This is a genomic window from Bradyrhizobium glycinis (assembly GCF_016031655.1).
Taxonomy (GTDB): domain Bacteria; phylum Pseudomonadota; class Alphaproteobacteria; order Rhizobiales; family Xanthobacteraceae; genus Bradyrhizobium; species Bradyrhizobium glycinis.
Genome location: NZ_JACCHQ010000001.1, coordinates 48,503 through 71,869 on the forward strand (window position 1 = coordinate 48,503; position 23,367 = coordinate 71,869).

Sequence of the window (23,367 nt, forward strand, 5' to 3'; positions counted from 1 at the left end):
TATGGAACCGGATGAGGCCGGGCCGCATGTGCCCGGGCAGGCATTCCGTAGGGAATATCTCAGTATTATGGTACCGTTTCGGATTGACGACGCTGACCACCACGGGTGGGACAAGAAAAATGCCCGTATGTGGGGTAGCTCACACAGGCCCCCGTATGAGTGCGGTAGGTTGAACAATTTTGCCCCCCACGTCGAACCGTCCACCGCATCGACCCGACCAACCTTGCGAGACGGCCATTGAGCGCGACACAGGCGGCTTCGGACGAGATCCTGATCGCCAGGATCGCTCAAGGTGACCGGCTCGCCATGCAGGTGCTGTACGGGCGGCACCATGTCAGGGTTTACAGGTTCGGGCTGAGGCTCGTGCGGGACGAGCAGGCGGCGGAAGACCTCATCAGCGAGGTGTTTCTCGACGTCTGGCGTCAAGCCGGCAAGTTCGAGGGCCGATCTGCCGTTTCCACCTGGCTGCTGGCAATCACCCGGTTCAAGGCCCTATCTGCGCTCCGGCGCAGGAAGGATTTCGAGCTAGACGAAGAGGCCGCCAACGCGATCGAGGATACGTCCGACGATCCGGAAACGGTGGTGCAGAAGAAGGATACCAGTGAGGCTTTGCGGGAGTGTCTGACGGGCCTCTCGCCGGATCATCGGGAAATCGTCGATCTCGTCTACTACCACGAGAAGTCCGTGGAAGAGGTGGCCGAAATCGTCGGGATACCGGAGAACACTGTGAAGACGCGCTTGTTCTATGCGCGCAAGAAACTGGCCGAACTGCTGAAGGCAGCCGGCGTCGAGCGAGGCTGGCCATGATGGCTTTGAGCAAGAAGATGCTGGAGCAAGAGCCCAGTGAAATTGAACTGCTGCTGCCCTGGCACGCTGCCGGCACGCTGAACGCGCGCGATGCGCGCCGTGTCGAGGAAGCGCTGGCGCGCGATTCCGAGCTTGCCAGGCAATACGCCGTGATCCGCGCCGAGTACGAAGAGACCATCCATCTGAACGAGAGCTTGGGGGCGCCGTCGGCGCGCGCCATGCAGAAGCTGTTCGCCGCGATCGATGCCGAGCCGGCGAGGGCGAGCGGCTCGCTGCCGCTGTCGGCGCGTATCTCGACCTTCTTCGCGAGCCTGTCGCCGCGCACGCTGGCGTGGTCGGCGAGCCTCGGTGCCGTCGCGCTCGTGCTGCAGGCCGGCATCATCGGCGCCGTGCTGATGAAGAACCAGCCGGCGACCTTCCAGACCGCTTCGCTCTCGACCAGCGCGCCGATCACGCGCGAGCTTGGCAGCACGGCCGCGCCGGCGCGCGCGCTGGTGCGCTTCACGCCCGAGGCGCGCGTCGCCGACATCACCGCGCTGCTCGACAGCTACCAGGCTTCGATCATCGGCGATGCCAAGGGCGGCATGTTCCGCCTCCAGTTCGACAAGGCGATGGGCCAGGACGAACTCGCGTCGCTGCTCGGCAGGATGCAGCGCGAGAAGTTCGTCAACCTCGCCGTCGCGGCGCCTTAGGCGCGCCGCCCAGCCGATGTCGGGCAAACCCGAGAGCAGGGTGCGCGCCGGGGCCCGCGCTTCATCCGTCGGCGTTGCGCTTCTGGTCGCCTCCTGTTTCGGCGTCGAGGTTGCGCAGGCGCAGGCGATCATGCGCACGCCAACGATCAGCGTGCCCTCGCGCACGCCGACCGTCTCTCCCAACATCACCCCGCGGGTCAGCCCGAACATCGCTGCGCGCGCGGCAAGCGTCGACCGCGGCCCGCGGACGATGGCGACCATTCCCCGTACCACGACGTCGCGGATCGGGCCGACGACGCCGGTGCTGCCCTATGCGCGTTACTCGCCGAACCTCTATCCGGCCTGTACCGCGCCCTATCGCAGTGGCGACGGCGAATGTCTGGCGCAGCCGAACGCGGGCGGCGAGGGCACCGGAAAATCCGGCAAGAAAAGCGCCGGCAAAGGGCGCGGCAACAACACGCGGGTCGCGCTGACCTCGCGCAGCTTCGCAGGCGAATTTGTCGCCGAGATCGACGGCGCGCTGTCGACGGCCGAGGCCGACGAGCTGGCGCGTCGCCACGGCCTGACCCGCCTCGCTTCCGAGAATTTCCCGCTGATCGGAGCCACGTTCGGCCTGTTCCGCATCACCGACGGCCGGCCCTATGAGACCGTGCGGCGCGAATTTGCGGCCGACGGCAGCGTGCGCTCGCTGCAGCCGAACTTCCGCTACGTCCTCCAGGACCAGAAATCGCCGGCCACGACCGAGGGCGATCCTGCGCAATATGCGCTGGCAAAGCTCCGCCTGCCGCAGGCCCATACGCTGGCGCACGGGGCCAACGTCACGATCGCCGTGATCGATTCCGGCATCGACGCCGGGCATCCCGAGCTCGCCAATTCCGTCGCCGACAATTTCGACGCGCTCGGCAGTGCCGAGGGGCCGCACGTCCATGGCACCGGCATCGCCGGCGCGATCGCGGCCCATGCCCGTCTGATGGGCAGCGCGCCCGAAGCCCGCATCATCGCCATCCGGGCCTTCGGCGGTGCCAATGGCAGTGCTGAGAGCTCGTCCTACATCATCCTGCGTTCCCTGAACTACGCCGCCGAGCACGGCGCGCAGATCGTCAATATGAGCTTTGCCGGTCCGAAGGACGCGGTGATCGAACGCGCGATCGCGGCGACGGCCGCGCGTGGTCTCGTGCTGATCGCGGCCGCCGGCAATGCCGGCGCGAAATCGCCGCCGCTCTATCCGGCGGCCAATCCCAACGTGATCGCGGTCAGCGCGACGGACCGGCAGGATAGGCTGTTCGCCGCCTCCAACCGCGGCAACTACATCGCCGTCGCGGCCCCCGGCGTCGACATCTTCCTGCCGGCGCCAGACGGCAAATACCAGGTGACGTCGGGAACCTCGTTCTCGGCCGCCTATGTCTCAGGCGTCGCGGCGCTGCTGCTCGAGCGCAACTACACACTGAAGCCGGAAGCGCTGCGCATGACGCTGGTGAAGACCGCACGCGACCTCGGCTCTCCCGGGCGTGACGACCTCTTCGGCGACGGCCATGCCGATGCGTTTGCCGCCGTCATGGCTGTTCCCGCCGACAGCGCGACGCCGGTCGCTGCTGCCTCCGGTACAACAAAACGTGAAGATGCTCCGAAGCGTCGCGACGAGCCGGGCATACGCGCGATCGAGCAGCCTTCGCTGACGAGCGCGGAGGATAAATCCGCGGTTTCTCAGGCAGATAGGCCGGCGGCGCGATAGTCGCTGCGCCACCTTTGCGCTCACGCCGAAGGTTAAAAAAGCGACCCCCCGCATTGAACGTTCAGCCCGCTGCCACGACCAACTGATGTGGGAGCGGTCATCCCTCCCCATCAGTCATATCAGGCGCGAGCGCCCATCCACCCCAAGCGCCCATATGGCTCGACCCGTCCGGTTGTCCCCCCGGACGGGTCTTTTCTTTTCAGAGCGTTTTTGAGCGAAGTGGATGCCGGTTCGCGTGAAGAAAACGCGTCAGAACAAGAATCTTGCGTCCGATTTTTTGAAGCTCCGCATTTGTTCAGCGTGCGGTTGAAGATCGACGCGGCGCCGGTCGCCGTCGCCCGCGCGACACGCCGCAACTCCGTCATGCTTGTGCGAAGCTTGACTCGAAAACACAGCAATTCTCCGCACGACTACGGTGTCTGGTGACGAATGCCGCGTCGTTGCTGGACAAGTCAAAACTTTTCCACAAAATATTCATGTCGCGTCTAAATTGATTCGTGTGCGTTGCGTCCCCCGCGTCCGTGTTTTCTCCTGACGGGCTGGTTCATGACACATCGCCAAGAGTTCGTTCGCGACGCGGCGGGCAGCCGCCAAATCGCGGCGCGCTGGTGCGCTCTCGCCGAGCAGCGCCTGCAACATCTCTCCGAGATGTTCGAGACCGGCCGCTGGCGCCGCTATCATTCCGAGATCGCGTTCCTCGAAAACATCCAGGAGGCCAAACGCGCCGTCCAGACCTGGCGCGCGCTTGCAACGGGCGGGGATGTCGCCGAGGCGGCTGCGAGCGTGACGCCGGCATTCGGTTGGTCGCCGGCGACGATGCCCCGCATGGCGCCGCGCGAGCAGGCGCAGACCGTGCAGCCCAAGGCCGTTCACATCGCTCCCGAGACCGTCACGCCGGTGAGGCTCGATCCGAAACCGGACGTGCTCGCGGAGCTCACCGAAGCCCCGATCACGCCGCTTGCTATGCCCGTAGCTTGGCCGTCGTTCGTCGCGCCTGCCGAGATGCCGCCGCTCAAGGCTCCCGCTGCGAAGCCACCGTTCACCGCACCTGCCGTGAGATCACCGCGCGTGGAGCCGGCTGCGAGTGCCCCCTTCACCGCGCCGGAAGTGAGGCCGCCCGTGCCTGCGGCGAAGCCGCCGAAAACCGCGCCTGCAGCGATGGCGGCGCTCCTGCCGCAGTTCGCCCCGCCCGCCGAGGAAATCGTCGCCGCCCCCGAGCGCGTCGTCGAATTCACCTTCAGCCTCGACGGCCTGGAAGCGAAGTACCCGCTGCTCAGGAACGCGTTCTAGCGCCGCACCGCATTGCCGCCGACCACCAGCTGCGCGAAGCGTTGTGCGCCGTCGGCCGACAGATCCGACGTCACCGCGCGGGCGTGATCGAGGCCGACCACGGCGCCGCGCGGCGTCTCGGAGATCATGTTGTTGTTGACGAGCGCGGTGCCGGCGCCGGCCACCACGGAGACACCGACGCCGGCCAGCGCCTTGCGGATCACGTTGCCCGTGATCGCGACGTCGCGCAGATATTTGCCCCAGCCGGCGACGATGCCGTAGGACGGTGCGTTCTCGACCACGTTGCCGGTCACCGAAGAATCCGCCTCGATGTAGATGCCGACGCCGGCATCGTCGTCGGGCGCGGTGCCGATCGGCCGCTTCGGGATCAGGTTGCGGATGATGTTGCCCTGGACCACCGCGATGCGGCCGCCCTCGTTGAAATTGCAGACGGAGACGCCGACGGCCGCGCCGTCCACAATGTTGTTGGCGATCACCGCGCCCTCGAACGCGAACTCGGAATAGAGCGCGACCTCGCGCACGTCGCTGACGCTGTTGCCACTGATGTGGATGTTCGAGGCCGAGTTGCCGCGCACCGCCGAATAGTCGCAATTCCTGATGCGGTTGCCGCGCACGATCACGTTGCCGGCGCGAAAGGCGTTGATGGCATTGCCGTATTGGCCCGAGCCGCCGGGGCCGGCCTTGATGTTCTCGATGCGGTTGTCGGCGACCAGCGTGCCGTCATCGCCAATCGCGGTGCGCAGGATCTCGATCCCGTTGTCGTTGGTGCCGAGAATCGTGTTGCGACAGACACTGAGGCCCCTGGCGTCGAACGACACGACCGCCGTCACCGCGATGTCGGTGAAGATATTGCCGGAAATGTCGCCCGCGACCTGCTCGAGCCAGATGCCGCTGCCGCCCGAGCTTGCGATCGTGCAATCGGTGATGCGCACGTCGCGCCCGCCGAGAACGTGGATCAGGCCGCGCCGTGTCGGCAGCGGAATGCCGCCGCCGTCGAAGGTGATCCCGGTGAGGCCGATCGCATCGGAGCCGTCGCTCTGGATCGCCGAGACCCCGCCGGTGAAGACGAGCTTAGTCGCGCCGCGCACACCGATCAGCTGCGCGCCGTTCGGCAGCCGCAACAGACCGGTCCGGTACACGCCGGGTGGCAAGGCGAGCGGCAATTGCGCCCGCGCGGCCTCGTCGATGGCACGCTGCAGCGCGCGGGTCTGGTCCTCGCCGCTGCCTGGCCGCACACCGTATTGGCTGGCATCGCGGCCGAGCAGCGACGTCAGCGGCGCGGCATCGGCCGGCATGGCCAGCGCACCGGCAATGCCCGCGGTCGAAGCCCCGATGAAATGACGGCGATTGAGGTCCATGACGCGTCCTCCGGCGGACGCGGGAGGTGTCCGCAGCGGTTTCGTAGCGCAGCACGGCGAGGACCGTGAGGATTGTTCGCGGTAGGGTTAAATGTTTACGCAAGAGACGGTGCCGTAGGGTGGGCAAAGGCGCGCTTGCGCCGTGCCCACCGCCTGTCAAATACAAGAGAAGACGTGGGCACGCTTCGCTTTGCCCACCCTACCACGCTACGAGACCGAGGCGTTCCGCGCCTTCCGTGCCAACTGCACCATCTCCATCAGCATCGCTTCCCCCGCATCCACCAGCTCCTCGAGCGTGATGCGGGCTGCGCCCTTGCAGTGCATGCCGCCGCTGCGCGCGAGTAGGGGAATGTGGATGAACGCCGCGAGCTTCGGGCCGCCCGCCTTCACCTGCTCAATCGCGCGCCAGCTCAGGTAATTGCAGAGATAGGCGCCGGCGTCGCGCGAGGGGCGGGCGTCGATGCCGGTGAGGCGCGCGGCGCGCAGCAGCCTTGCGGTGTGCGGGCCGAACATCATCGCGTCGGCATGGCCGGCGATGCCGCGCTTGGTCGAGCGGGTGTTGGCGGCATCGGGCCAGAGCATGGTCACGGCGTTGCGCGCCCGGGTTTCGACGCGCAGGTAAGGCGTGCGGGCGGCGAGGCCGAACATCAGGAGCGCGTCGGGCTTTTGCGTAGCGAGCACCTCGGGCAATTGGCGGTCGACCGCGGCATAGGTGACCGGGAAGATGTGGCTCGATAGGGCGACATCGTCGAGCGCGGGCCGGCGCAACTGCGCCAGCCGCGCCACCAGCGGCTGAGTCGGATTATAGGGCGCGCCGGGAAATGGACCGAAACCGGTGAGGAGAATGCGGAGCTTGTCGCTCATTGCAGCAACTCCAGGATCTGCTCGGCGGCGAGCGCCGGCGTGAGATGCCCGTCGGCGACCTCGGCCTCGATCTTGCGGACCTTGGTCCGCACCGACGCTTCGCTGCGCAGCCGCGCCAGCATGCGCTGCTCCAGCATCGACCACATCCACTTCACCTGCTGCTCGCGCCGCCGCGCGGCGAAATCGCCGGAGGCATTCATCGCCTTGCGGTGATCCAAAACCTTCTGCCAGATCTTTGCGATGCCGTCGCCGGTCAGCGCCGAATAGGTCTCGACCGGCGGATGCCAATGCTGCGATCGCGGCGCCAAGATCTGCAGCGCGCCGCGATAGTCGGCCGCGGTAATCCTGGCGCGCTTCAAATTGTCGCCGTCGGCCTTGTTGATCGCGATCATATCGGCGAGCTCGACCAGGCCTTTCTTGATGCCCTGCAGCTCGTCGCCGCCGCCCGGCAGCATGAGGGCGAGGAAGAAGTCGGTCATGTCGCAGACGGCGGTTTCGGACTGGCCGATGCCGACGGTTTCCACCAGCACGACGCCGAAGCCGGCGGCCTCGCACAGCAGCATCGCCTCGCGCGTCTTCGCCGCGACACCGCCGAGCGTACCCGAGGACGGCGAGGGCCGGATGAAGGCGTCGTTCGAGGCCGACAGCCGCGCCATCCGGGTCTTGTCGCCGAGGATCGAGCCGCCGCTGCGCGCCGAGGACGGATCGACCGCGAGCACCGCGACCTTGTGGCCCTGCTCGATGAGATACGTACCCAGCGCATCGATCGTGGTGGATTTGCCGACGCCCGGCGATCCCGTGATGCCGACGCGAAACGCCTTGCCGGTGTCGGGCAGCAGCATCTGCACCAGCTCCCGCGCCAGCGCCTGGTGGTCGCTGCGCCGGCTCTCCACCAGCGTGATGGCCCGGGCGAGGGCCGCGCGACTGCCGGCGCGCACGTCGCGGGCGAGAGTCTTGATGTCGAGCGAGGCCTTCTTCTCAGTCATGCCTCTGCTTTACAACGCCGAGGCGGGGCAGGCGAGGGCCGCCCGCTCGATATCACCGGGTCGTTGCCGCGGCGGTCTGCGGCTGTTTCACCTTGCGCCAGATCCACACCATGACCGGCCAGAGCAGCGCGCCGATCGCCATCGCGGCGAGGATGGCCGCGACCGGGCGCTCGAAGAACGGCAAGATGCTGCCGTCCGACTTGATCAGCGAGGTGACGAAGGCCTGTTCCACCATGGTGCCCATGACGATGCCGAGCACCATGGCGGCGACGGGATAGCCGTTGGTCTCCATGACATAGCCGATCACGCCGAAGGCGGCGACGGTGACGACGCCGAACATGTTGTTGCCGATCGCGAACGAACCGACCGCGCAGCACAGCATGATGATCGGCATGATCGCCGAGCGCGGCGCCAGCAGGATGTAGGTGGCGACGCGGATCATGGCGATGCCGAGCGGGATCATCAGAATGTTCGCGATGATGAACATCAGGTAGATCGCGTACATGCTCGACGCTTTCTCAGTGAACAGCGTCGGCCCGGGATTGAGGCCCTTCATGTAGAGCACCCCGATCGCGATCGCGGCGATGGTGTCGCCGGGGATGCCGAACAGCAGCGAAGGCACCCAGCCGGAGGCGATGCTGGCATTGTTGCTGGCGCCGGCCTCGACCAAGCCCTCGACATGGCCGGTGCCGAACTTTTCCGGCTCCTTGGAGAAGCGCTTCGACATCGCGTAGGACACCCACGCGGCCATGTCGGCGCCGGCGCCGGGCAGCACGCCGATGATGATGCCGACGATGTTCCCGCGCGTCATCTGCCAATGGTAGAGCTTCGTCAGCCGCCATTGGCCGGCCATGATACTTCCGAATTTTCGCCGCGGCAGCGGCGGCGGCTCGGGCGTCAGCATCGCGCGCATCACCTGCGCCACTGCGAACACGCCGACCAGCGCCGGGATCGGCTCGATGCCGCCGAACAGATCGGTGAGGCCGAAGGTGAAGCGCGGGACGCCGCCGGGATTCTCGATGCCGATGCAGGCAACGAGCAGGCCGATGAACATGCCGGCGATCGCCTTCACCGGCGACGAGCGCGCCACCAAGGTGGCGCACATCAGGCCGAGCAGCGCCAGCCAGAAATATTCGAAGGTCGAGAACGACAGCGCGATCTCGGCCAGCGGCGGCGCCAGGATCATCAGCGACAGCACGCCGGCGATGCCGCCGACGGCGGAGAACCAGACGCCGGCGCCCAACGCGAGCTCGGCCTGGCCTTTGCGCGTCATGGCGTAGGCTTCATCCGCATAGGCGGCGGAGGCGGGCGTGCCCGGGATCCGCAGCAGCGCGCCGGGAATGTCGCCGGAGAAGATCGCCATCGAGGAGGCCGCGACGATGGTCGCGATCGCCGCGATCGGCGACAGATAGAAGGTGACGGGGACGAGCAGGGCGGTCGCCATCGTCGCCGACAGGCCCGGCAGCGAGCCGATCACCAGCCCGTAAACCGAGGCGGCAAACATCGAGATGATGACCTCCCAGGTGGAGATCAGCGCGAATGCATCAACCAGCGTCTTCAGCATGGGATTACCAGGGCGTCGGCAACAGGCCGGCGGGCAGCGGCACGCGGAGCAACTTGCCGAAGATGAGATGAATGGCGAACGGCGAGAGTGCCGCGAGCGGCAGCGCCAGCTTCCATTTCGCCCCGAGCGCAGTCGAGGTCAGGTAGACGATGATCGCCGCGGTGATGATGAACCCGAGCCGGTCCGCGGCGAAGACGTAGAACAGCAGCAGCGCCGGCGGCAGCAGCGCGCGCAGGCCGTAGAGCTTGCTCTGCGGCGGCGGGGCTGCCGCCTGACCGTCCTCGAACGGGACCAGTTCTTCCTCCTCCTCGAAGGAATGGCCGATGCCGAACACGATGGCGAGCCCGCACAGCGCAAGGCCGCAGCCGATCACGAGCGGAAAGACGTTCGGGCCGACCGGCTGCCCCGGTACCGGCGGCAGGATGTAGCCGCCATAGGCGGCAGCCGCGCCGAGCACGACGAGAAACGATCCCGTGATGGAGTCGGGAAGACGCATAGGGGAGTCCTGTAGGCTTTCTTCTCCCTCTCCCCGTTCTTACGGGGAGAGGGTTGGGGTGAGGGGACTTTCCGCGCGAACGGTGAGAGCTGGACTCGCGGAGACTCCCCCTCACCCGAATTCGAGCAAAGCTCGAATTCGACCTCTCCCCGCAGTCGGGAGAGGTGAAAACATTACGCCTTGCTCAGGCCCGCGGCCTTCATCGCCTCGCCCATCTGGGCATCGCCCTTGTCCATGAAGGCCGCGAAATGGGCCGCATCGCCCCAAACGGTGCCGAAGCCGCGATTGCTCATGAAGTCCTTGAACTCGGCGGAGTCGTAGACCTTCTTCAGCGCGGCGGTGAGCTTCGTTGCGATCTCCGGCGGCAAGCTTTTCGGCCCGGCAATGCCGCGCCAGGCGCCGGTTGCGTAGTCGATGCCCATGGCCTCCTTCAGCGTCGGCACGTCCTTGAACACCGGGTTGCGCGCGGGCGCCATGATGGCAAGGCTCCTGGCCTTGCCGGCCTCGATGATGGCGCGCGCCTCCGGCACCGAGCAGGTGGTAAGGTCGACACCACCGGCCGCGAGATCCTGCATTGCGGGTGCCGCGCCATTCGACGGCACCCAGGCGACCTGGTTGGCGGGCAGGCCCATCGCCTGCATCCAGCCGACCAGCGCCAGATGCCAGATGCCGCCCTGGCCGGTGCCGGAAGCCTTGAACTTGCCGGGAGGCGCCGCCTTGATCGCATCGGCGAGCTCCTTGACCGTCTTGTAGGGCGAGGAGGAGGAGACCTGGATGCCGGGCGGATCCTCGTTCATCAGCGCCAGCGGCGTGTAGCTCTTCGGCGTCAGATCGGTGAGGCCCTGCCAGTGCATCATCGAGATTTCGACCGTCAGCATGCCGATGGTGTAGCCGTCGGGTTGCGCGGTCGCGATCGCGCTATGGCCGACCACACCGGAGCCGCCGGTGCGGTTGACCACGTTGAATGGCTGGCCGAGGTCCTTCTCCAGCAGCGCCGCGACGATGCGCGCGGTGGCATCGGTGCCACCGCCGGCGCCCCAGGGCACGATCACGGTGACCGGCCGCGCCGGATAGGCTTGTGCTAGCGCGGGCTTGAAGCCGAAGGCGGCGGAGGCCGCGATAGCGGCGGTGGAAGCCGCAAAGGTGCGGCGCGAAATCTTGGACATTGAATGCCTCCCAGCGGCGCCCGTGATGCCGGGCGCTCTTGTCAACTCCGGCATTCTAGTCGGCTTTGCGTCGCCGCCGCAAGGTAGCGCTACCAACTGGAAGTGCCATGTTGTGTGAAAGCAGACGACCCGTCGAATGGGCGGTCGGAAATCGGGTGGGTTTTGTCCGCGCGGGTAGCCAACCTCTGCGCGTAACGAAACCAAAGGCGAGCCATCGATGACCCAAGCGTATTACAGTGCCGTGCTGGACCACCCGCTCGACGACGTCTGGTCGCTGATCCGCGATTTCAACAACTATCCCGCTTATATCGACGGGGTGAGCGAGAGCGAGATCGAAGATAACAGGCGCGGCGATGAAGTCGGCGCCATCAGGCGCTTCTGCTATCTCGGAAACTGGATCCGCCAGCGCCTGGTCGATCACTCGGACCGGCGGCACACCCTGACCTATGCTGGTCTCGAAGCGATATCCTATCCGCAAGACGACGGCGGCCCGAGTCCGGCGCCGACGCGCTACCAAGGCACCATGCATCTGCGTCCGATCATAGAAGGCGACCGCACCCTCATCGAATGGTCGGTTGCGCTAGAAACTGAACCTGCGGACGCCGAGCGCTGGAAGGCCCTGTTTGCCTCCTGGATTCCCGCTTGGACGGAATCCCTGGCACGGACATTGGCCCGGACCCGTCCGCGATCCAGTTAGAGCATGATCCGGAAAAGTGTGAAGCGGTTTTCCGAAAGGATCATGCTCCAACAAAGACTTAAAGCGCGATGACGATTCATCCAAATCTCATCGCGCTTCAGCGACGCTCACTGTACCTCTTCGTCGTCTTTCGGCCGCGCGCCGCCGAAGATGCGCGCGCCCTCCGCCGTGAGGTAAGGCTTCAGCGTCTCCCACGGCACGAAGGCGACATACTCGCCTTCGGCGTAGGGACCGACGGCATAGGGCGGATAGTGAAGGGTGAGGCCGGAGCTCTTGCCGGCCTCGGTGGAGGGCGCGAGCGTCACCGCGCCGATCTTGAGCAGGCTCGGCGCGACGCCCTTGAACCATTCGTCGGTTGCGGTCTCGCCGGCCTCGCGTTTCTTCTTCTCAGCCTTCAGCGAGGCGATGATGGCCTTCACCATCGCCTTCATGGTCGCGCCGTTGTCGGCCGTCTCGGCGAAGAACGGGCGGATCGAGATGCGCTTGTTGTCGGCCTTGTCCCACAGGATCGTGTTGACGCCAGAATTGGGGTGGGCGCCGCCTGTGTTCATGTGGTCGTTGCGCAGGATGCTGACATAGCGGTCGGCAACGACGGAGCGGATCTCATATTTGCGTTCGAAGTCCCAGCCGCTCTCCTTAAAGAATTGCGGATCGGCTTTGCGCGCGGCGGCGGCTTCGGCGGCATTCTTGTCGAGCCATTTCCTGCCCTCGGCGAGGCAGTCCGCCGCCAGCGCCGCATTCGCCTTGATCTTGTCGTCGAGGAACACGCGCGCCTCGATGCTTTTGGTCTTGACGACGGCGTCGGGCTTGGGGTCGGCGGCGTGAGCGGGACTGGACAGCGCAGTGTAAACCGCAGCGGCAGCGAGCGCGCGCATGAACGTTGGCGCGAGAAGCATCACGCAAAGTCCTTCTTCTCGGAAATTCGACGGCGAAGCTACTCCGCCGCCTCGCTATGCCCCAGCCGGGCGTTCAGCTTGCGGATCAGCTCCTCGGCGGCGTCCGCGATCACCGTGCCGGGCGGGAAGATCGCCTCGGCGCCGGCGGCATAGAGCGCATCGTAATCCTGCGGCGGCACCACGCCGCCGACGATGATCATGATGTCGTCGCGGCCCTGCTTTTTCAGCGCGGCCTTCAGCTCCGGCACCGCGGTGAGGTGGGCGGCCGCCAGCGAGGAGACGCCGAGGATATGGACGTCGTTCTCGACCGCCTGCCGCGCGGCTTCGTCGGCGGTGGCAAACAGCGGCCCGATGTCGACGTCGAAGCCGATGTCGGCGAATGCCGACGCGATCACCTTTTGGCCGCGGTCGTGGCCGTCCTGGCCGATCTTGGCGACCAGGATGCGCGGGCGGCGGCCCTCGGCCTCCTCGAAGGCGTCGATCAACGCCTGAACCTTCTCGACTTGGGTGCCCATGCTGGACGCCTCCCGCTTGTAGACGCCGGTGATGGACTTGATCTCGGCGCGGTGCCGGCCGAACACTTTCTCCAGCGCCTCCGAGATCTCGCCGACCGTCGCCTTGGCGCGTGCCGCGTCGATTGCGAGCGCGAGCAGATTGCCGTTGCCTTCGCCAGCCGAGCGCGTCAGCGCGGCGAGGGCGGCATCGACCTCCTGCTGGTTGCGCTCGGCTCTCAGCCGCTTGAGCTTGTCGATCTGAAGCCGGCGGACATTGGTGTTGTCGACCTTCAGGATCTCGATTCTGTCTTCGTCGGTTGGCTTGTACTTGTTGACGCCGATCACCGCCTGCTTGCCGGCGTCGATGCGTGCTTGCGTCTTGGCCGAGGCCTCCTCGATGCGCAGCTTCGGCACGCCGGCTTCGATCGCCTTCGCCATGCCGCCGAGCTCCTCGATCTCCTGGATGTGGCCCCAGGCCTTGGCGGCGAGGTCGCGCGTGAGCCGCTCGACATAATACGAGCCGCCCCAGGGATCGATGATGCGGGTGGTGCCGCTCTCCTGCTGCAGGAACAGCTGGGTGTTGCGCGCGATGCGCGCCGAGAAATCCGTCGGCAGCGCCAGCGCTTCGTCGAGCGCGTTGGTATGCAGCGATTGGGTGTGGCCTTGCGTCGCCGCCATCGCCTCCACGGTGGTGCGCATCACGTTGTTGAAGACGTCCTGCGCGGTCAGCGACCAGCCGGACGTTTGGCTGTGCGTGCGCAGCGACAGCGAGCGTGGGTCCTTCGGATTGAACGGCTTGAGCAGCTTCGCCCAGAGCAGGCGCGCCGCCCGCAGCTTGGCGACTTCCATGAAGAAGTTCATGCCGATCGCCCAGAAGAACGACAGGCGCGGTGCGAAGCGGTCGACGTCGAGGCCGGCGGCGAGACCGGCACGAAGATATTCGACGCCGTCGGCGAGCGTATAGGCGAGCTCCAGATCCTGCGTCGCGCCGGCCTCCTGCATGTGATAGCCGGAGATCGAGATCGAATTGTACTTCGGCATCTTTTGAGAGGTGTAGGCGAAGATGTCCGAGATGATCCGCATCGAGGGCGCCGGCGGATAGATGTAGGTGTTGCGCACCATGAACTCTTTTAAGATGTCGTTCTGAATGGTGCCCGACAGCTTCTCCGGCGGCACGCCCTGTTCCTCGGCCGCAGCGACGTAGAGCGCGAGGATCGGCAGCACCGCCCCGTTCATGGTCATGGACACGCTCATCTGGTCGAGCGGAATCCCTGCAAACAGCGTGCGCATGTCGTAGATGGAATCGATCGCAACGCCGGCCATGCCGACATCGCCGCCGACGCGCGGATGATCCGAGTCGTAGCCCCGGTGGGTGGCGAGATCGAAGGCGACCGAGAGACCCTTTTGCCCCGCCGCGAGGTTGCGGCGATAAAACGCGTTGGAATCCTCCGCCGTGGAGAAGCCGGCATATTGCCTGACCGTCCAGGGCTGGTGGACGTACATGGTCGGGTAGGGGCCGCGCAAATAGGGCGCGATGCCCGGATACGTCTCGAGGAAATCGAGCCCGGCGAGATCCGCCTCGCCATAGGCGGGCTTCACCAGAATGCCCTCCGGCGTCAGCCACGGCTCGGCGCTGGCGGCAGGAGTGGCGGTGGCGGCTCGCTCGAAAGTGACGTCGGCGAAATTGGGAATGCGAGTCATGGCTTCAACCAATCGTAGGCGCTCAATCATGATCCGGATGCTGATAGCTGACGATGGTCGCCATCTTCTCCGGTCCGTAATTCTGCTGCGTGGTCTGGCTCGGCAAATTGGCGATGCCGACCACCCAGCCGAGGCGGGATTCTGTGCCGAACTGCCGCGTCGGGATGACGCGATCGGGGTGGTCGAAGGTACCGGTCATGATCTCGATCCGGTCGCCGTCGATGCGGCCAAAGCTCAATGGCGTGCCGCAGGCGGCGCAATAGCCGCGCTCGGCGATCGTGGAAGAGCGGAAGAACGACGGCTTGCCCTTGGTCCAGGCGAAATCCGTCTTGTTGATGTCGGCAAAGGAGGCGAACGGCGCGCCGCTCGCCTTCTGGCACATCCGGCAGTGGCAGATCGAGACCCTGTTCGGCGCTGTCGTGACGCCGAAGCGCACCGCTCCGCATTGGCAGCCGCCGGTGAGAACGGGTTTGCTGGTGTCGGTCATTGCTGCTCCATCCGTCGGTAGGCGTCCTGCAGCGTGGCAAGCGCATCGCCTCCGGCGAAGACAAAGCCCGTGACGCCTGCGGCCCGCAGCGCCGCCTCGGCCTCAGCCGGGCGGCCCGCCAAATAGATATGTCGCCCGCCGGCCGATTGCAGGGCCTTTGCCGCGGCGTCGGCGTGTTCCGCATAGACCTTGTCGCTGGAACACAGACAGGCCAGCTCGGCGCCGGAGGCCTTGAAGGCCGCGGCCAGCTTGGCCGGATCGGCAAAGCCTTCGCTGTCAACGGCTTCAATGCCGCCGGCCTCGAAAAAGCTCTTCGCGAACTTCGCGCGCGCGGTGAAATCGGCGGGCGTGCCGAGATTGGCCAGGAACACCTTTGGCCGTGTGCCCCGCGCGTTCAACATCGTGTCGGATTTGTCGCGCAGCGCCTCGAACGGTTCCGCCAGACGGATCGGCAGCAGCGCCTCGAACTTGTATGTCTGTTCGCCGTAGGGCGGAAGCGCGATCGGCGTTGCCTTCAGGACAGTGGCTTCGCTCTCGTTCAGGTTCGGAAACTCGCTCGCGCCGGTCAGGACGTCGCGGCGCTTTGCGATATTGGCCTCGCGCGCCTTGCGCGTGGCCGCGACCTCTCTTTGGAACACACCCTGCTGAAGCGCGGCGAACGCGCCGCCGGCGCTCTCGCTCTCCTGGAACAGTCCCCAGGCCGCTTCGCACAGCTGCGCCGTCAACGTCTCGATGCCGCCGCTGCCTGCCGCGGGATCGCTGACTTTGGCGAGATTGCTCTCCTCCAGCAGCAGAAGCTGCGTGTTGCGCGCCACGCGCCGCGCAAACGGATCGGGCAGGCCGAGGGCCAGCGTATGCGGCAGCACGGTGATGGCGTTGGCGCCGGCAAGTCCCGCGGCGAACGTCGCCATGGTCGCGCGCAGCATGTTCACATAGGGATCGCGCTGCGTCAGCATGCGCCACGCCGTGTCCGCAGCGATGAACAGTGGCTTGGGCGTCAGCCCGCACGCGGTCTCGATGCGCGCCCATAACAGCCGCAGCGCGCGAAATTTGGCCATGGTCAGGAATTGGTCGGCGTCAGCGGCGAGCCGCGCATAGACCATGCCCTGCGCCTGCTCGAGGGGAATGCCCGCGCCTTCGATCGCGCGCAGGTAAGCGACGCCGCAGGCGAGCACGAAAGCGAGCTCCTGCACCTCCGAGCCACCGGCATCATGGATCACGCGGCCGTCCGCGGAGGCGAACGGCCCCTTGAAGCCGAGCCCGGCGAGGCCCTTGATGGCGCCCGTTATCGCGGGGGCGATTTCGTCCCAAGTATAGGGACTGTGGCCCCACACCGCGCCAGCCGCGAGCGGATCGAGCCCGAAGCGGATGTTGCAGGCGCCGGGATCGAGGCCGTTGCTCTTCACATATTCCGCGACATGGATCGCGGCCATCCGCGATTGCGGTCCGATCTCGAGCTCGATGCCGATGCCGGCGTCGAGGTGAATGTCTTTCAGGATATTCGCCACCGCCTCGGCCGACGGTTCCAGGCCGAAACCGCGTGCGCCATTGGCGCCGGCAAACACCAGCGCAAGCCCGGTCGCACCGTTCTCCAGATCCTGCAGCGCCTGTGCATTCGCGAGCGCCGCATCGGGGTGGTCGATCCGCTGCACGACCTGCCACGGCGCGGCCGGCGGCCGGCCCACTACCGGCGCAACGCCCTTCGCGCGCGGATAGAGCGGTTCGATCTTGATGCCGTCATAGGTCTTGCCGACCAGCTTCTCGAACGGCTCGCCCTTCAGCACGCCGTCGACCAGCTTGCGCCAGTCTTCTAGCGTGGCCTTGGGAAAATCCGCCGCCAGCGGCAGGTCGTCAGTCACGGAGGTCATGCGGCGCGGGGCTCCCAAACGTCTTGTTATTCGCAGGCGAAATTGCCACGGCGGACAGTTCCTGCAAACGGTTGTTTTTGGTTAACCGGTATCCGGAAGCCGCTCAATGCCTTGCGTCGAGACGCCGGCGAGCCCGTCACGAACGCGAATGCCCGAGATCACGCGGTCAGGCGCGACTTCGGCCAGCGGCACCAGCACGAAGGCGCGTTCGAACAGGCGCGGGTGCGGTAGCGTCAGGTCGGGCTTCTGCAAGGAGACATCGTCGTAGGCGATCATGTCGAGATCGAGCGTGCGCGGGCCCCAGCGCCGCGCCTTGGTTCGCGTGCGGCCGAACTTCTGCTCGACTTTCTGCAGCACGAACAATAGCGCATGCGGATCGAGGCTGGTCTCGATCTCGATACAGGCATTGATGAAGGGATCCTGGTCCTCGTCGCCCCAGGGCGGGGTCGTATAGTCGGACGAGCGCGCGATCAGCGCCGCCTGTGCCATGCCGCAGATATGCGCGATCGCCTTCTTGAATGTCGTGCGGACGTCGCCGACATTGCCGCCCAGCGCGATCAGCACGCTCGCCATCAGGGGTGCCGCGAGCGCGTCAGCACGATGCCGACATCGTCGAAGATCGCGGCGATCGGCGCGTGCGGCTTGTGCACGGTGACCTTCACGGCGCGGATGCGGGGGAAGTGCGACAGGATGGCATCGGCGACCGCGCCGGCCGCGCGCTCCAGGAGCTTGTAATTGGTGTTCTTGAACGCCGCCGTCGTCGTCGCCACGACATCGGCGTAGGACACTGTGTCTGCGAGCCGGTCGCTGCGCGCAGGCTCCGACAGGTCGGTATAGAGCTCGAGATCGATGACGAAACGCTGGCCGACCTCGGTTTCGTGATCCATCACGCCGTGGCGGGCATGGATCGACAGGCCGGTGACGAAGATCGTGTCGGTCATTGCTTGCTCTCGATGGCATGCGCCACCCGCAGGGCCTGCAGGGTTTCGGCGACGTCATGGGTCCGGATGATCTTGGCGCCGCGCTGCGCGGCGATCAGATGCGCCGCGATGGAGCCGGCGAGCCGCTCCGATGGCTCCGAGGGCGACACCGAGGCGATGAAGCGTTTGCGCGAGGCACCAACCAGGACCGGCAGGCCGAACATGTCGAGCTCGCGCAAGCGCGCCAGCGCGGTCATGCTCTGCTCGGCGGTCTTGCCGAAGCCGATCCCGGGATCGAGCACGATCTTGTCGCGCGCGATGCCGGCCTTTGCGGCAAGATCCAGCGAGCGCAGGAAGAAAGTCTTGATGTCCGCGACGATGTCGATGGCGGGATCGACGCTGTCGCGGTTGTGCATGACGATGACGGGCGCGCCCCTCGCGGCGATCAGCGGTGCCATGCCGGAGTCGCGTTGCAGGCCCCAGACGTCGTTGGCGATCGCCGCGCCCTGGTCGAGCGCGAAGGCCACCACCTCCGCTTTCATGCTGTCGATCGAGACGGGCACACCGAGCGCCACGACGTCCGAGAGCACCGGCTTTAGCCGCGCGAGCTCTTCCGCCGCCGTGACCGGCCGGGCGCCCTTGTAGGGCCGGGTGGATTCGGCGCCGATATCGATGATGTCGACGCCGGCGGCGATCATCGCCCGCGCCTGCTCCAGCGCCCGCGCCGGCGCGATGAACGCGCCGCCGTCGGAGAAGGAGTCCGGGGTGATGTTGAGCACGCCCATCACCGCAGGAAGCGGTCGGCCCACGAGCGTCCGCAGTGCGCCGATCCCGGCCGAGCCGGCCGGCGGGACGGAAGGGGAGGGCGAGGCATTCATGCGGCCCGCTTTGCGCGGTCGCGAAGGGGGTGTCAAGACGGATTGGGGGCGATCGCGGCCATTCCGATGCGCGCAGACGGCCAAGAGGAAGCGATGTTCTCGCCCACACTCCGTCATTGCGAGCGCAGCGAAGCAATCCAGACTGTCCCCGCGGAAAGATTCTGGATTGCTTCGCTGCGCTCGCAATGACGATTTGGGAGTAGCGGTGCCCTATCTGGCGATCAATACGTAATCTTCGGCGGCAGCTTCTTGGCCTTGGCGATGATGTCGCCGACCGACTTCTCGGAAGGCAGGACGCGGACCAGCTTCTTCTTCTCGTTGGCCTCGCGCATGCTCTGCGCCAACCTCGCCGGATTTCGATAGGCGAGCTCGCGCACGGTGGTGACGCCGGCGGCGCGGACGAGCCCGACCTTAGCCCTGCCCATGCCGGGGATGCGCATGTAGTCGGAGACGTTGGCCCATTCCAGCAATTGCTGCTCGCTGATGCCGGTCTTGGCCGAAAGCGCCTTGCGGCCCTTCACGGTGGAGGCCGCCTCGAGCAGCGCGTCGGTGGTGCGGATTCCTTGCGCCTTCAACTTGTTGGCGGCAAAGGTCGGCAGGCCCTCAATCTCGGAGATCGAATATGTCATGATGCTTGATATGAAAAGCGTCGCTCAGGCGAACTGGCTGAGGCCCGGCGTCCCCGCGATGATCTTGCCCATCTGAGCAGCTCCGATTTTGTCTCGCCCGTAGCGGAAAAGTTCACGGGCGACGTTCTGAATCTCGGACATGCCAAGCCCCAAGCCCATCAGGCGGGTGCCGACGGCCATCAAGCCGCTGCCCATCAGCCGCGACAGGCCGCCACCGCTCCTGGACGCTTCGATCGCAGCTTCCGCTCCGGGGATCTGGTCGATCAGGGCCTGCACGCTCTCGGAAGGGCCCTCGCTGCGAAGAAAGGCCAGGATAATGCCGACGGTCTTTTCAGCCACAGCACCATCTATGCTGGCGTTTGTCGCCAGCCGTCCGATCAGCTCGTCCATAAGGCCCGCCCCTCAGCCGGTTGCATGCCGGAATATTGCTTTCGAAAATGATCTTGAGCCGGTGTGATGTGAAATACAAGCGATGAACGCATGCGCCGGCGCGAACGCGCGAAAAGTGTTGCCGCCGTGCAAGAGCCCAGAACGAGCCGGCGAAAAATTGCCGCTATGCGAACGCCTCGTTGCTACTTTCGGCTGAATCTCGTCCGTCCGTGTCCGACAATGTCGCATGCGCAGGAGCCGCTGAACCGTTTTAATCGGCGCGCGAGATGCGTTAAACTACGGAACTGGTTTGAGTTTCAATACGCGAAACTCGGCAGAGAGATCAGAGAGAACAATGACCGCACAGGACAGCAAGCTCGGCGATACCGCTGACAAGATCTTCGTCGGCAAGGGAGACGAGCAGGCTTGGCTGACGCTTGCGCTGGCCAATCGCCACGGCCTCGTCACGGGTGCAACCGGAACCGGCAAGACCGTGTCGCTGCAAGTGCTGGCGGAAGGATTTGCGCGCGCCGGTGTTCCGGTGTTCGCGGCCGACATCAAGGGCGACCTCTCCGGCATCAGCCAGATCGGCGAGCCCAAGGATTTCATCGTCAAGCGCGCCACCGAAATGGGGCTGACATTCCAGCCCGATCAGTTCTCGACGGTGTTCTGGGACGTGTTCGGCGAGCAGGGCCACCCCGTGCGCGCGACCGTCACGGAAATGGGGCCGCTGCTGCTCGCGCGCATGCTCGATCTGAACGACGTGCAGGAAGGCGTGCTCAACGTCGCCTTCCGCGTTGCCGACGACAACGGCCTGACCTTGATCGACATGAAGGACTTGCGGGCGTTGCTCGACGCGATCGTGCCCGACAGCGGAAAGAAGTCTGCGGACGCGCAGGAGGATCCGCTCGCCGTGATCCGCAGGGCCGCTCAGGGGTTCGGCAACGTCACCAAGGCGACGGTCGGCACCATCCAGCGCCAACTCCTGGTGCTGGAGAACCAGGGCGGCACCAAATTCTTCGGCGAGCCGGCGCTGGCGCTAAAGGACTTCATGAAGACCGATCGCGACGGCCGCGGCATGGTCAATATCCTGGTCGCCGACAAGCTGCTCCAGAGCCCCAGGCTGTACGCGACGTTCCTGCTCTGGATGTTGTCGGAGCTGTTCGAGGAGCTGCCCGAAGCCGGCGATCTGCCCAAGCCGAAGCTGGTGTTCTTCTTCGACGAGGCGCATCTGTTGTTCAATGACGCGCCCAAGGTGCTGCTGGACAAGATCGAGCAGGTGGTCCGCCTGATCCGCTCCAAGGGCGTCGGCGTCTACTTCGTGACGCAGAACCCGATCGACGTGCCCGACCGCGTGCTCGGACAGTTGGGCAACCGCGTGCAGCACGCATTGCGCGCCTTCACCCCGCGGGACCAGAAGGCGGTCGCCGCCGCGGCGCAGACCTTCCGGCCCAACCCGAAGCTCGACACAGCCAAGGTGATCACGGAGCTCGGCAAGGGCGAGGCGATGGTGTCCTTCCTCGAGGGCAACGGCACGCCTTCGATGGTGGAGCGGGTGATGATCCGGCCACCGTCGGCGCGCATCGGAGCGATCACGCCGGAGGAGCGCAAGGCGATCATGGCGGCGAGCCCGGTGAAGGGCAAATACGATACCGCGGTCGATGCCGAGTCCGCCTACGAGATGATCCAGAAGCGCATTGCCGGCACGGCGGCGACCGCCGACGGCCCGGCGGGCGGAGGCGGTGGCGGCGTTCTCGGTCAGATCGGCTCGATCGTCGGCACCATCTTCGGCACCAACGTCAAGCGAGGACGTCTGTCGACCGGCCAGGTCATTGCCCGTGACGTGACGCGATCGGTCACCAACCAGGTGATCGGCGGGATGGCCGCCAATATCGGCAAGTCGATCGGCGGCCAGCTCGGCGGCTCGATCGGCCGTACGCTGGTCCGCGGCGCGCTCGGCGGATTGCTGCGGCGTTAGGCAGAGCGCCCCACGGGAAGGCAATGGGCCGACCTTGTCCGCGGTCTGCAAGAGGCCGAACGTCACACATCCAGGTGAGGGGACTCTCCAAGCTCCTGCCGGTCTGCTAGGTCCTGTGTCGTCGCCGCTCAGGACCACACCGTGACCCCGTCCGCCCAATTGGCCAAGCCTGACGCACCCAGACGCCCGTCGCTGCGTGCGCCGCTGGATCTGCTTTTTCTGTTCTGCTGCGTCCTCCTGGCGGCCGACGTGCTCGTCCCCGAGATTTTCGGCCGCGGCAAGACCAAGGACTACTCGCTCTGGTACTGGGCCGGCCAGCAGGTCTTGCAGGGCGGGCCGCTCTATCCTGCCTCGCCCGTCGAGCACTTCGATTTCATCTATCCACCGCTGCCGGCAATCCTGCTGGCGATCCCGAGCTGGTTCGGCAAGATCCCGCTCTATGTCGTCCTGTCGATCTTGAACGCCGTGGCGTGGTGGTACACCGCGGCGTTCTCCCAGGTCATGACCGGCTCGGACCGCGCGCCGGGTCGTTGGCTCGAGGCGCTGCCGGTCGTCGTGACCGTGGCCTTCGTGTTCGATATGTTCGACCTCGGCCAGCCGAACCTCCTCCTGCTGGCGATGATGCTCTACGGCTTCTGGAGCTTGCGGCACCAGCATTCGTGGCTCGCGGGCTTCATGTTCGCACTCGCCGCCGCTATCAAGGTGTTCCCGATCGCGGTGCTGCCTTATCTGGCGTGGCGGCGCAAATGGGCGGCCCTGGTCAGCACGATCGTCTTCACCGGCATTCTTCTCTATGTCGTGCCGGCACCGATCCGTGGCTTCGAGCGCAACGCGGCCGAGCTGGGCACCTGGTACCAGGGCATGGTCGGGACCAGCTCGGAAAAGGGCTTTGGCCAGCGCAGCGAGCAGAACTGGTCGTGGGTCAACCAGTCCCTCATTGCCGTCACGCATCGTCTGGTCCGGCCGATCAACTACAATCAGGACGATCCCAACAAGCCGGCGCGCACCATGAATGTGATCGACGTCGACTACAGGACGGCGAACTGGATCGTGCTTGCGCTGTCGGCGCTGCTCGGGCTCGGCTTCGTTGCGATCATGCCGCGGCAGGCGCGGCGGATGGCGCGCTCGGATGCCGAGGAGCTCGGCATCTTGTTCTGCCTCATGACCGTAGCCTCGCCTCTGGCCCGGCAATACTATTTCATGTGGCTGTACTTCCCGGTGACGGTGTTGATGCATCGCGCCGCCTTCGACGAGCGAGCGCATGTGCGCCTGGGAACCTGCCTCGCCCTGGCTGCGGCCGGCATCCTCATGCTGCTGTCGTTGCCGTGGTTTGCGATCGCCTTCCAGGCTTGGGGCAACAACCTCGCTGCGACCGCCATCCTCGCAGGGTGTCTCGCCTGGCACATCCGGCATCCGCCGCTTGCGGCTAGCCCCGAGGCCGCACCGGCGCTAAAACCCGGGACCTCTTGAAGCCTCAACAACCAGGATAGCAATC

At 65.9% G+C, this 23,367-nt stretch carries 22 protein-coding genes; 7 read left to right on the forward strand and 15 right to left on the reverse strand.

The window, feature by feature from the left end; all coding sequences use genetic code 11:
- Nucleotides 1-237 precede the first annotated feature (237 nt).
- From HZZ16_RS00210 to HZZ16_RS00225, 4 genes are all read left to right on the forward strand, one after another.
- Nucleotides 238-807, forward strand: a complete 570-nt coding sequence (locus HZZ16_RS00210; protein ID WP_025035047.1) for a sigma-70 family RNA polymerase sigma factor — start codon at nt 238-240, stop codon at nt 805-807.
- Nucleotides 804-1,499, forward strand: coding sequence for a hypothetical protein (locus tag HZZ16_RS00215; protein ID WP_197946371.1), 696 nt, complete (start codon nt 804-806; stop codon nt 1,497-1,499). Before HZZ16_RS00210 ends, HZZ16_RS00215 begins: the two co-directional genes overlap by 4 nt.
- 16 nt (nt 1,500-1,515) lie before the next feature.
- A complete protein-coding gene (locus HZZ16_RS00220; RefSeq protein WP_197946372.1) occupies nt 1,516-3,231 on the forward strand; it encodes a S8 family serine peptidase in 1,716 nt (571 codons plus the stop codon).
- A 546-nt stretch (nt 3,232-3,777) separates the two neighbouring features.
- On the forward strand, nt 3,778-4,521 hold the full coding sequence (locus HZZ16_RS00225; RefSeq protein ID WP_197946374.1) for a TIGR03809 family protein: 744 nt from the start codon (nt 3,778-3,780) through the stop codon (nt 4,519-4,521).
- On the opposite strand, the gene HZZ16_RS00230 is transcribed toward HZZ16_RS00225, so the two are convergent.
- From HZZ16_RS00230 to HZZ16_RS00255, 6 genes are all read right to left on the reverse strand, one after another.
- Nucleotides 4,518-5,879, reverse strand: coding sequence for a TIGR03808 family TAT-translocated repetitive protein (locus tag HZZ16_RS00230; protein WP_197946376.1), 1,362 nt, complete (start codon nt 5,877-5,879; stop codon nt 4,518-4,520). The two genes, HZZ16_RS00225 and HZZ16_RS00230, sit on opposite strands and share 4 nt — an antisense overlap.
- Before the next feature lie 207 nt (nt 5,880-6,086).
- Complete coding sequence (locus tag HZZ16_RS00235; protein ID WP_197946378.1) at nt 6,087-6,743, reverse strand: pyroglutamyl-peptidase I; 657 nt, start codon at nt 6,741-6,743, stop codon at nt 6,087-6,089.
- On the reverse strand, nt 6,740-7,729 hold the full coding sequence (meaB, locus tag HZZ16_RS00240; protein WP_197946380.1) for a methylmalonyl Co-A mutase-associated GTPase MeaB: 990 nt from the start codon (nt 7,727-7,729) through the stop codon (nt 6,740-6,742). Before meaB ends, HZZ16_RS00235 begins: the two co-directional genes overlap by 4 nt.
- Before the next feature lie 52 nt (nt 7,730-7,781).
- Entirely contained in the window at nt 7,782-9,293 is a 1,512-nt protein-coding gene (locus HZZ16_RS00245) for a tripartite tricarboxylate transporter permease (protein WP_197946382.1), read from the reverse strand.
- A 4-nt stretch (nt 9,294-9,297) separates the two neighbouring features.
- Nucleotides 9,298-9,789, reverse strand: coding sequence for a tripartite tricarboxylate transporter TctB family protein (locus tag HZZ16_RS00250; protein WP_197946383.1), 492 nt, complete (start codon nt 9,787-9,789; stop codon nt 9,298-9,300).
- A 173-nt stretch (nt 9,790-9,962) separates the two neighbouring features.
- Nucleotides 9,963-10,955, reverse strand: a complete 993-nt coding sequence (locus tag HZZ16_RS00255) for a tripartite tricarboxylate transporter substrate binding protein (RefSeq protein WP_197946385.1) — start codon at nt 10,953-10,955, stop codon at nt 9,963-9,965.
- A 217-nt stretch (nt 10,956-11,172) separates the two neighbouring features.
- Here HZZ16_RS00255 and HZZ16_RS00260 point away from each other — a divergent pair, with 217 nt between their 5' ends.
- Complete coding sequence (locus HZZ16_RS00260) at nt 11,173-11,652, forward strand: SRPBCC family protein (RefSeq protein WP_197946387.1); 480 nt, start codon at nt 11,173-11,175, stop codon at nt 11,650-11,652.
- Nucleotides 11,653-11,759: 107 nt separating this feature from the next.
- On the opposite strand, the gene HZZ16_RS00265 is transcribed toward HZZ16_RS00260, so the two are convergent.
- The 9 genes from HZZ16_RS00265 to HZZ16_RS00305 all read right to left on the reverse strand — a co-directional run bounded on the left by HZZ16_RS00265 (nt 11,760) and on the right by HZZ16_RS00305 (nt 19,915).
- Nucleotides 11,760-12,527 (reverse strand): PdaC/RsiV family protein, encoded by a 768-nt coding sequence (locus HZZ16_RS00265; RefSeq protein WP_376707548.1) that lies wholly within the window; start codon nt 12,525-12,527, stop codon nt 11,760-11,762.
- A gap of 59 nt (nt 12,528-12,586) precedes the next feature.
- Nucleotides 12,587-14,743, reverse strand: a complete 2,157-nt coding sequence (scpA, locus tag HZZ16_RS00270; RefSeq protein WP_197946391.1) for a methylmalonyl-CoA mutase — start codon at nt 14,741-14,743, stop codon at nt 12,587-12,589.
- A 22-nt stretch (nt 14,744-14,765) separates the two neighbouring features.
- Entirely contained in the window at nt 14,766-15,230 is a 465-nt protein-coding gene (locus tag HZZ16_RS00275; protein ID WP_197946392.1) for a GFA family protein, read from the reverse strand.
- Nucleotides 15,227-17,098 (reverse strand): methylmalonyl-CoA mutase family protein, encoded by a 1,872-nt coding sequence (locus tag HZZ16_RS00280; protein ID WP_197946393.1) that lies wholly within the window; start codon nt 17,096-17,098, stop codon nt 15,227-15,229. Before HZZ16_RS00280 ends, HZZ16_RS00275 begins: the two co-directional genes overlap by 4 nt.
- A gap of 81 nt (nt 17,099-17,179) precedes the next feature.
- Nucleotides 17,180-17,671, reverse strand: a complete 492-nt coding sequence (folK, locus tag HZZ16_RS00285; protein WP_197946394.1) for a 2-amino-4-hydroxy-6-hydroxymethyldihydropteridine diphosphokinase — start codon at nt 17,669-17,671, stop codon at nt 17,180-17,182.
- Entirely contained in the window at nt 17,671-18,039 is a 369-nt protein-coding gene (gene folB, locus HZZ16_RS00290; protein ID WP_036005989.1) for a dihydroneopterin aldolase, read from the reverse strand. Before folB ends, folK begins: the two co-directional genes overlap by 1 nt.
- Complete coding sequence (gene folP, locus HZZ16_RS00295) at nt 18,036-18,896, reverse strand: dihydropteroate synthase (protein ID WP_197946395.1); 861 nt, start codon at nt 18,894-18,896, stop codon at nt 18,036-18,038. Before folP ends, folB begins: the two co-directional genes overlap by 4 nt.
- Before the next feature lie 221 nt (nt 18,897-19,117).
- Entirely contained in the window at nt 19,118-19,525 is a 408-nt protein-coding gene (locus HZZ16_RS00300) for a DUF4332 domain-containing protein (protein WP_197946396.1), read from the reverse strand.
- A gap of 24 nt (nt 19,526-19,549) precedes the next feature.
- Nucleotides 19,550-19,915 (reverse strand): DUF2267 domain-containing protein, encoded by a 366-nt coding sequence (locus HZZ16_RS00305; protein WP_197946397.1) that lies wholly within the window; start codon nt 19,913-19,915, stop codon nt 19,550-19,552.
- Nucleotides 19,916-20,249: 334 nt separating this feature from the next.
- Here HZZ16_RS00305 and HZZ16_RS00310 point away from each other — a divergent pair, with 334 nt between their 5' ends.
- Nucleotides 20,250-21,872, forward strand: coding sequence for a helicase HerA-like domain-containing protein (locus tag HZZ16_RS00310; protein ID WP_197946398.1), 1,623 nt, complete (start codon nt 20,250-20,252; stop codon nt 21,870-21,872).
- A gap of 141 nt (nt 21,873-22,013) precedes the next feature.
- Nucleotides 22,014-23,342 carry a glycosyltransferase family 87 protein gene (locus HZZ16_RS00315; protein WP_197946399.1) on the forward strand — a complete coding sequence of 443 codons (1,329 nt, stop codon included), beginning with the start codon at nt 22,014-22,016 and terminating at the stop codon, nt 23,340-23,342.
- Nucleotides 23,343-23,367: the final 25 nt, after the last annotated feature.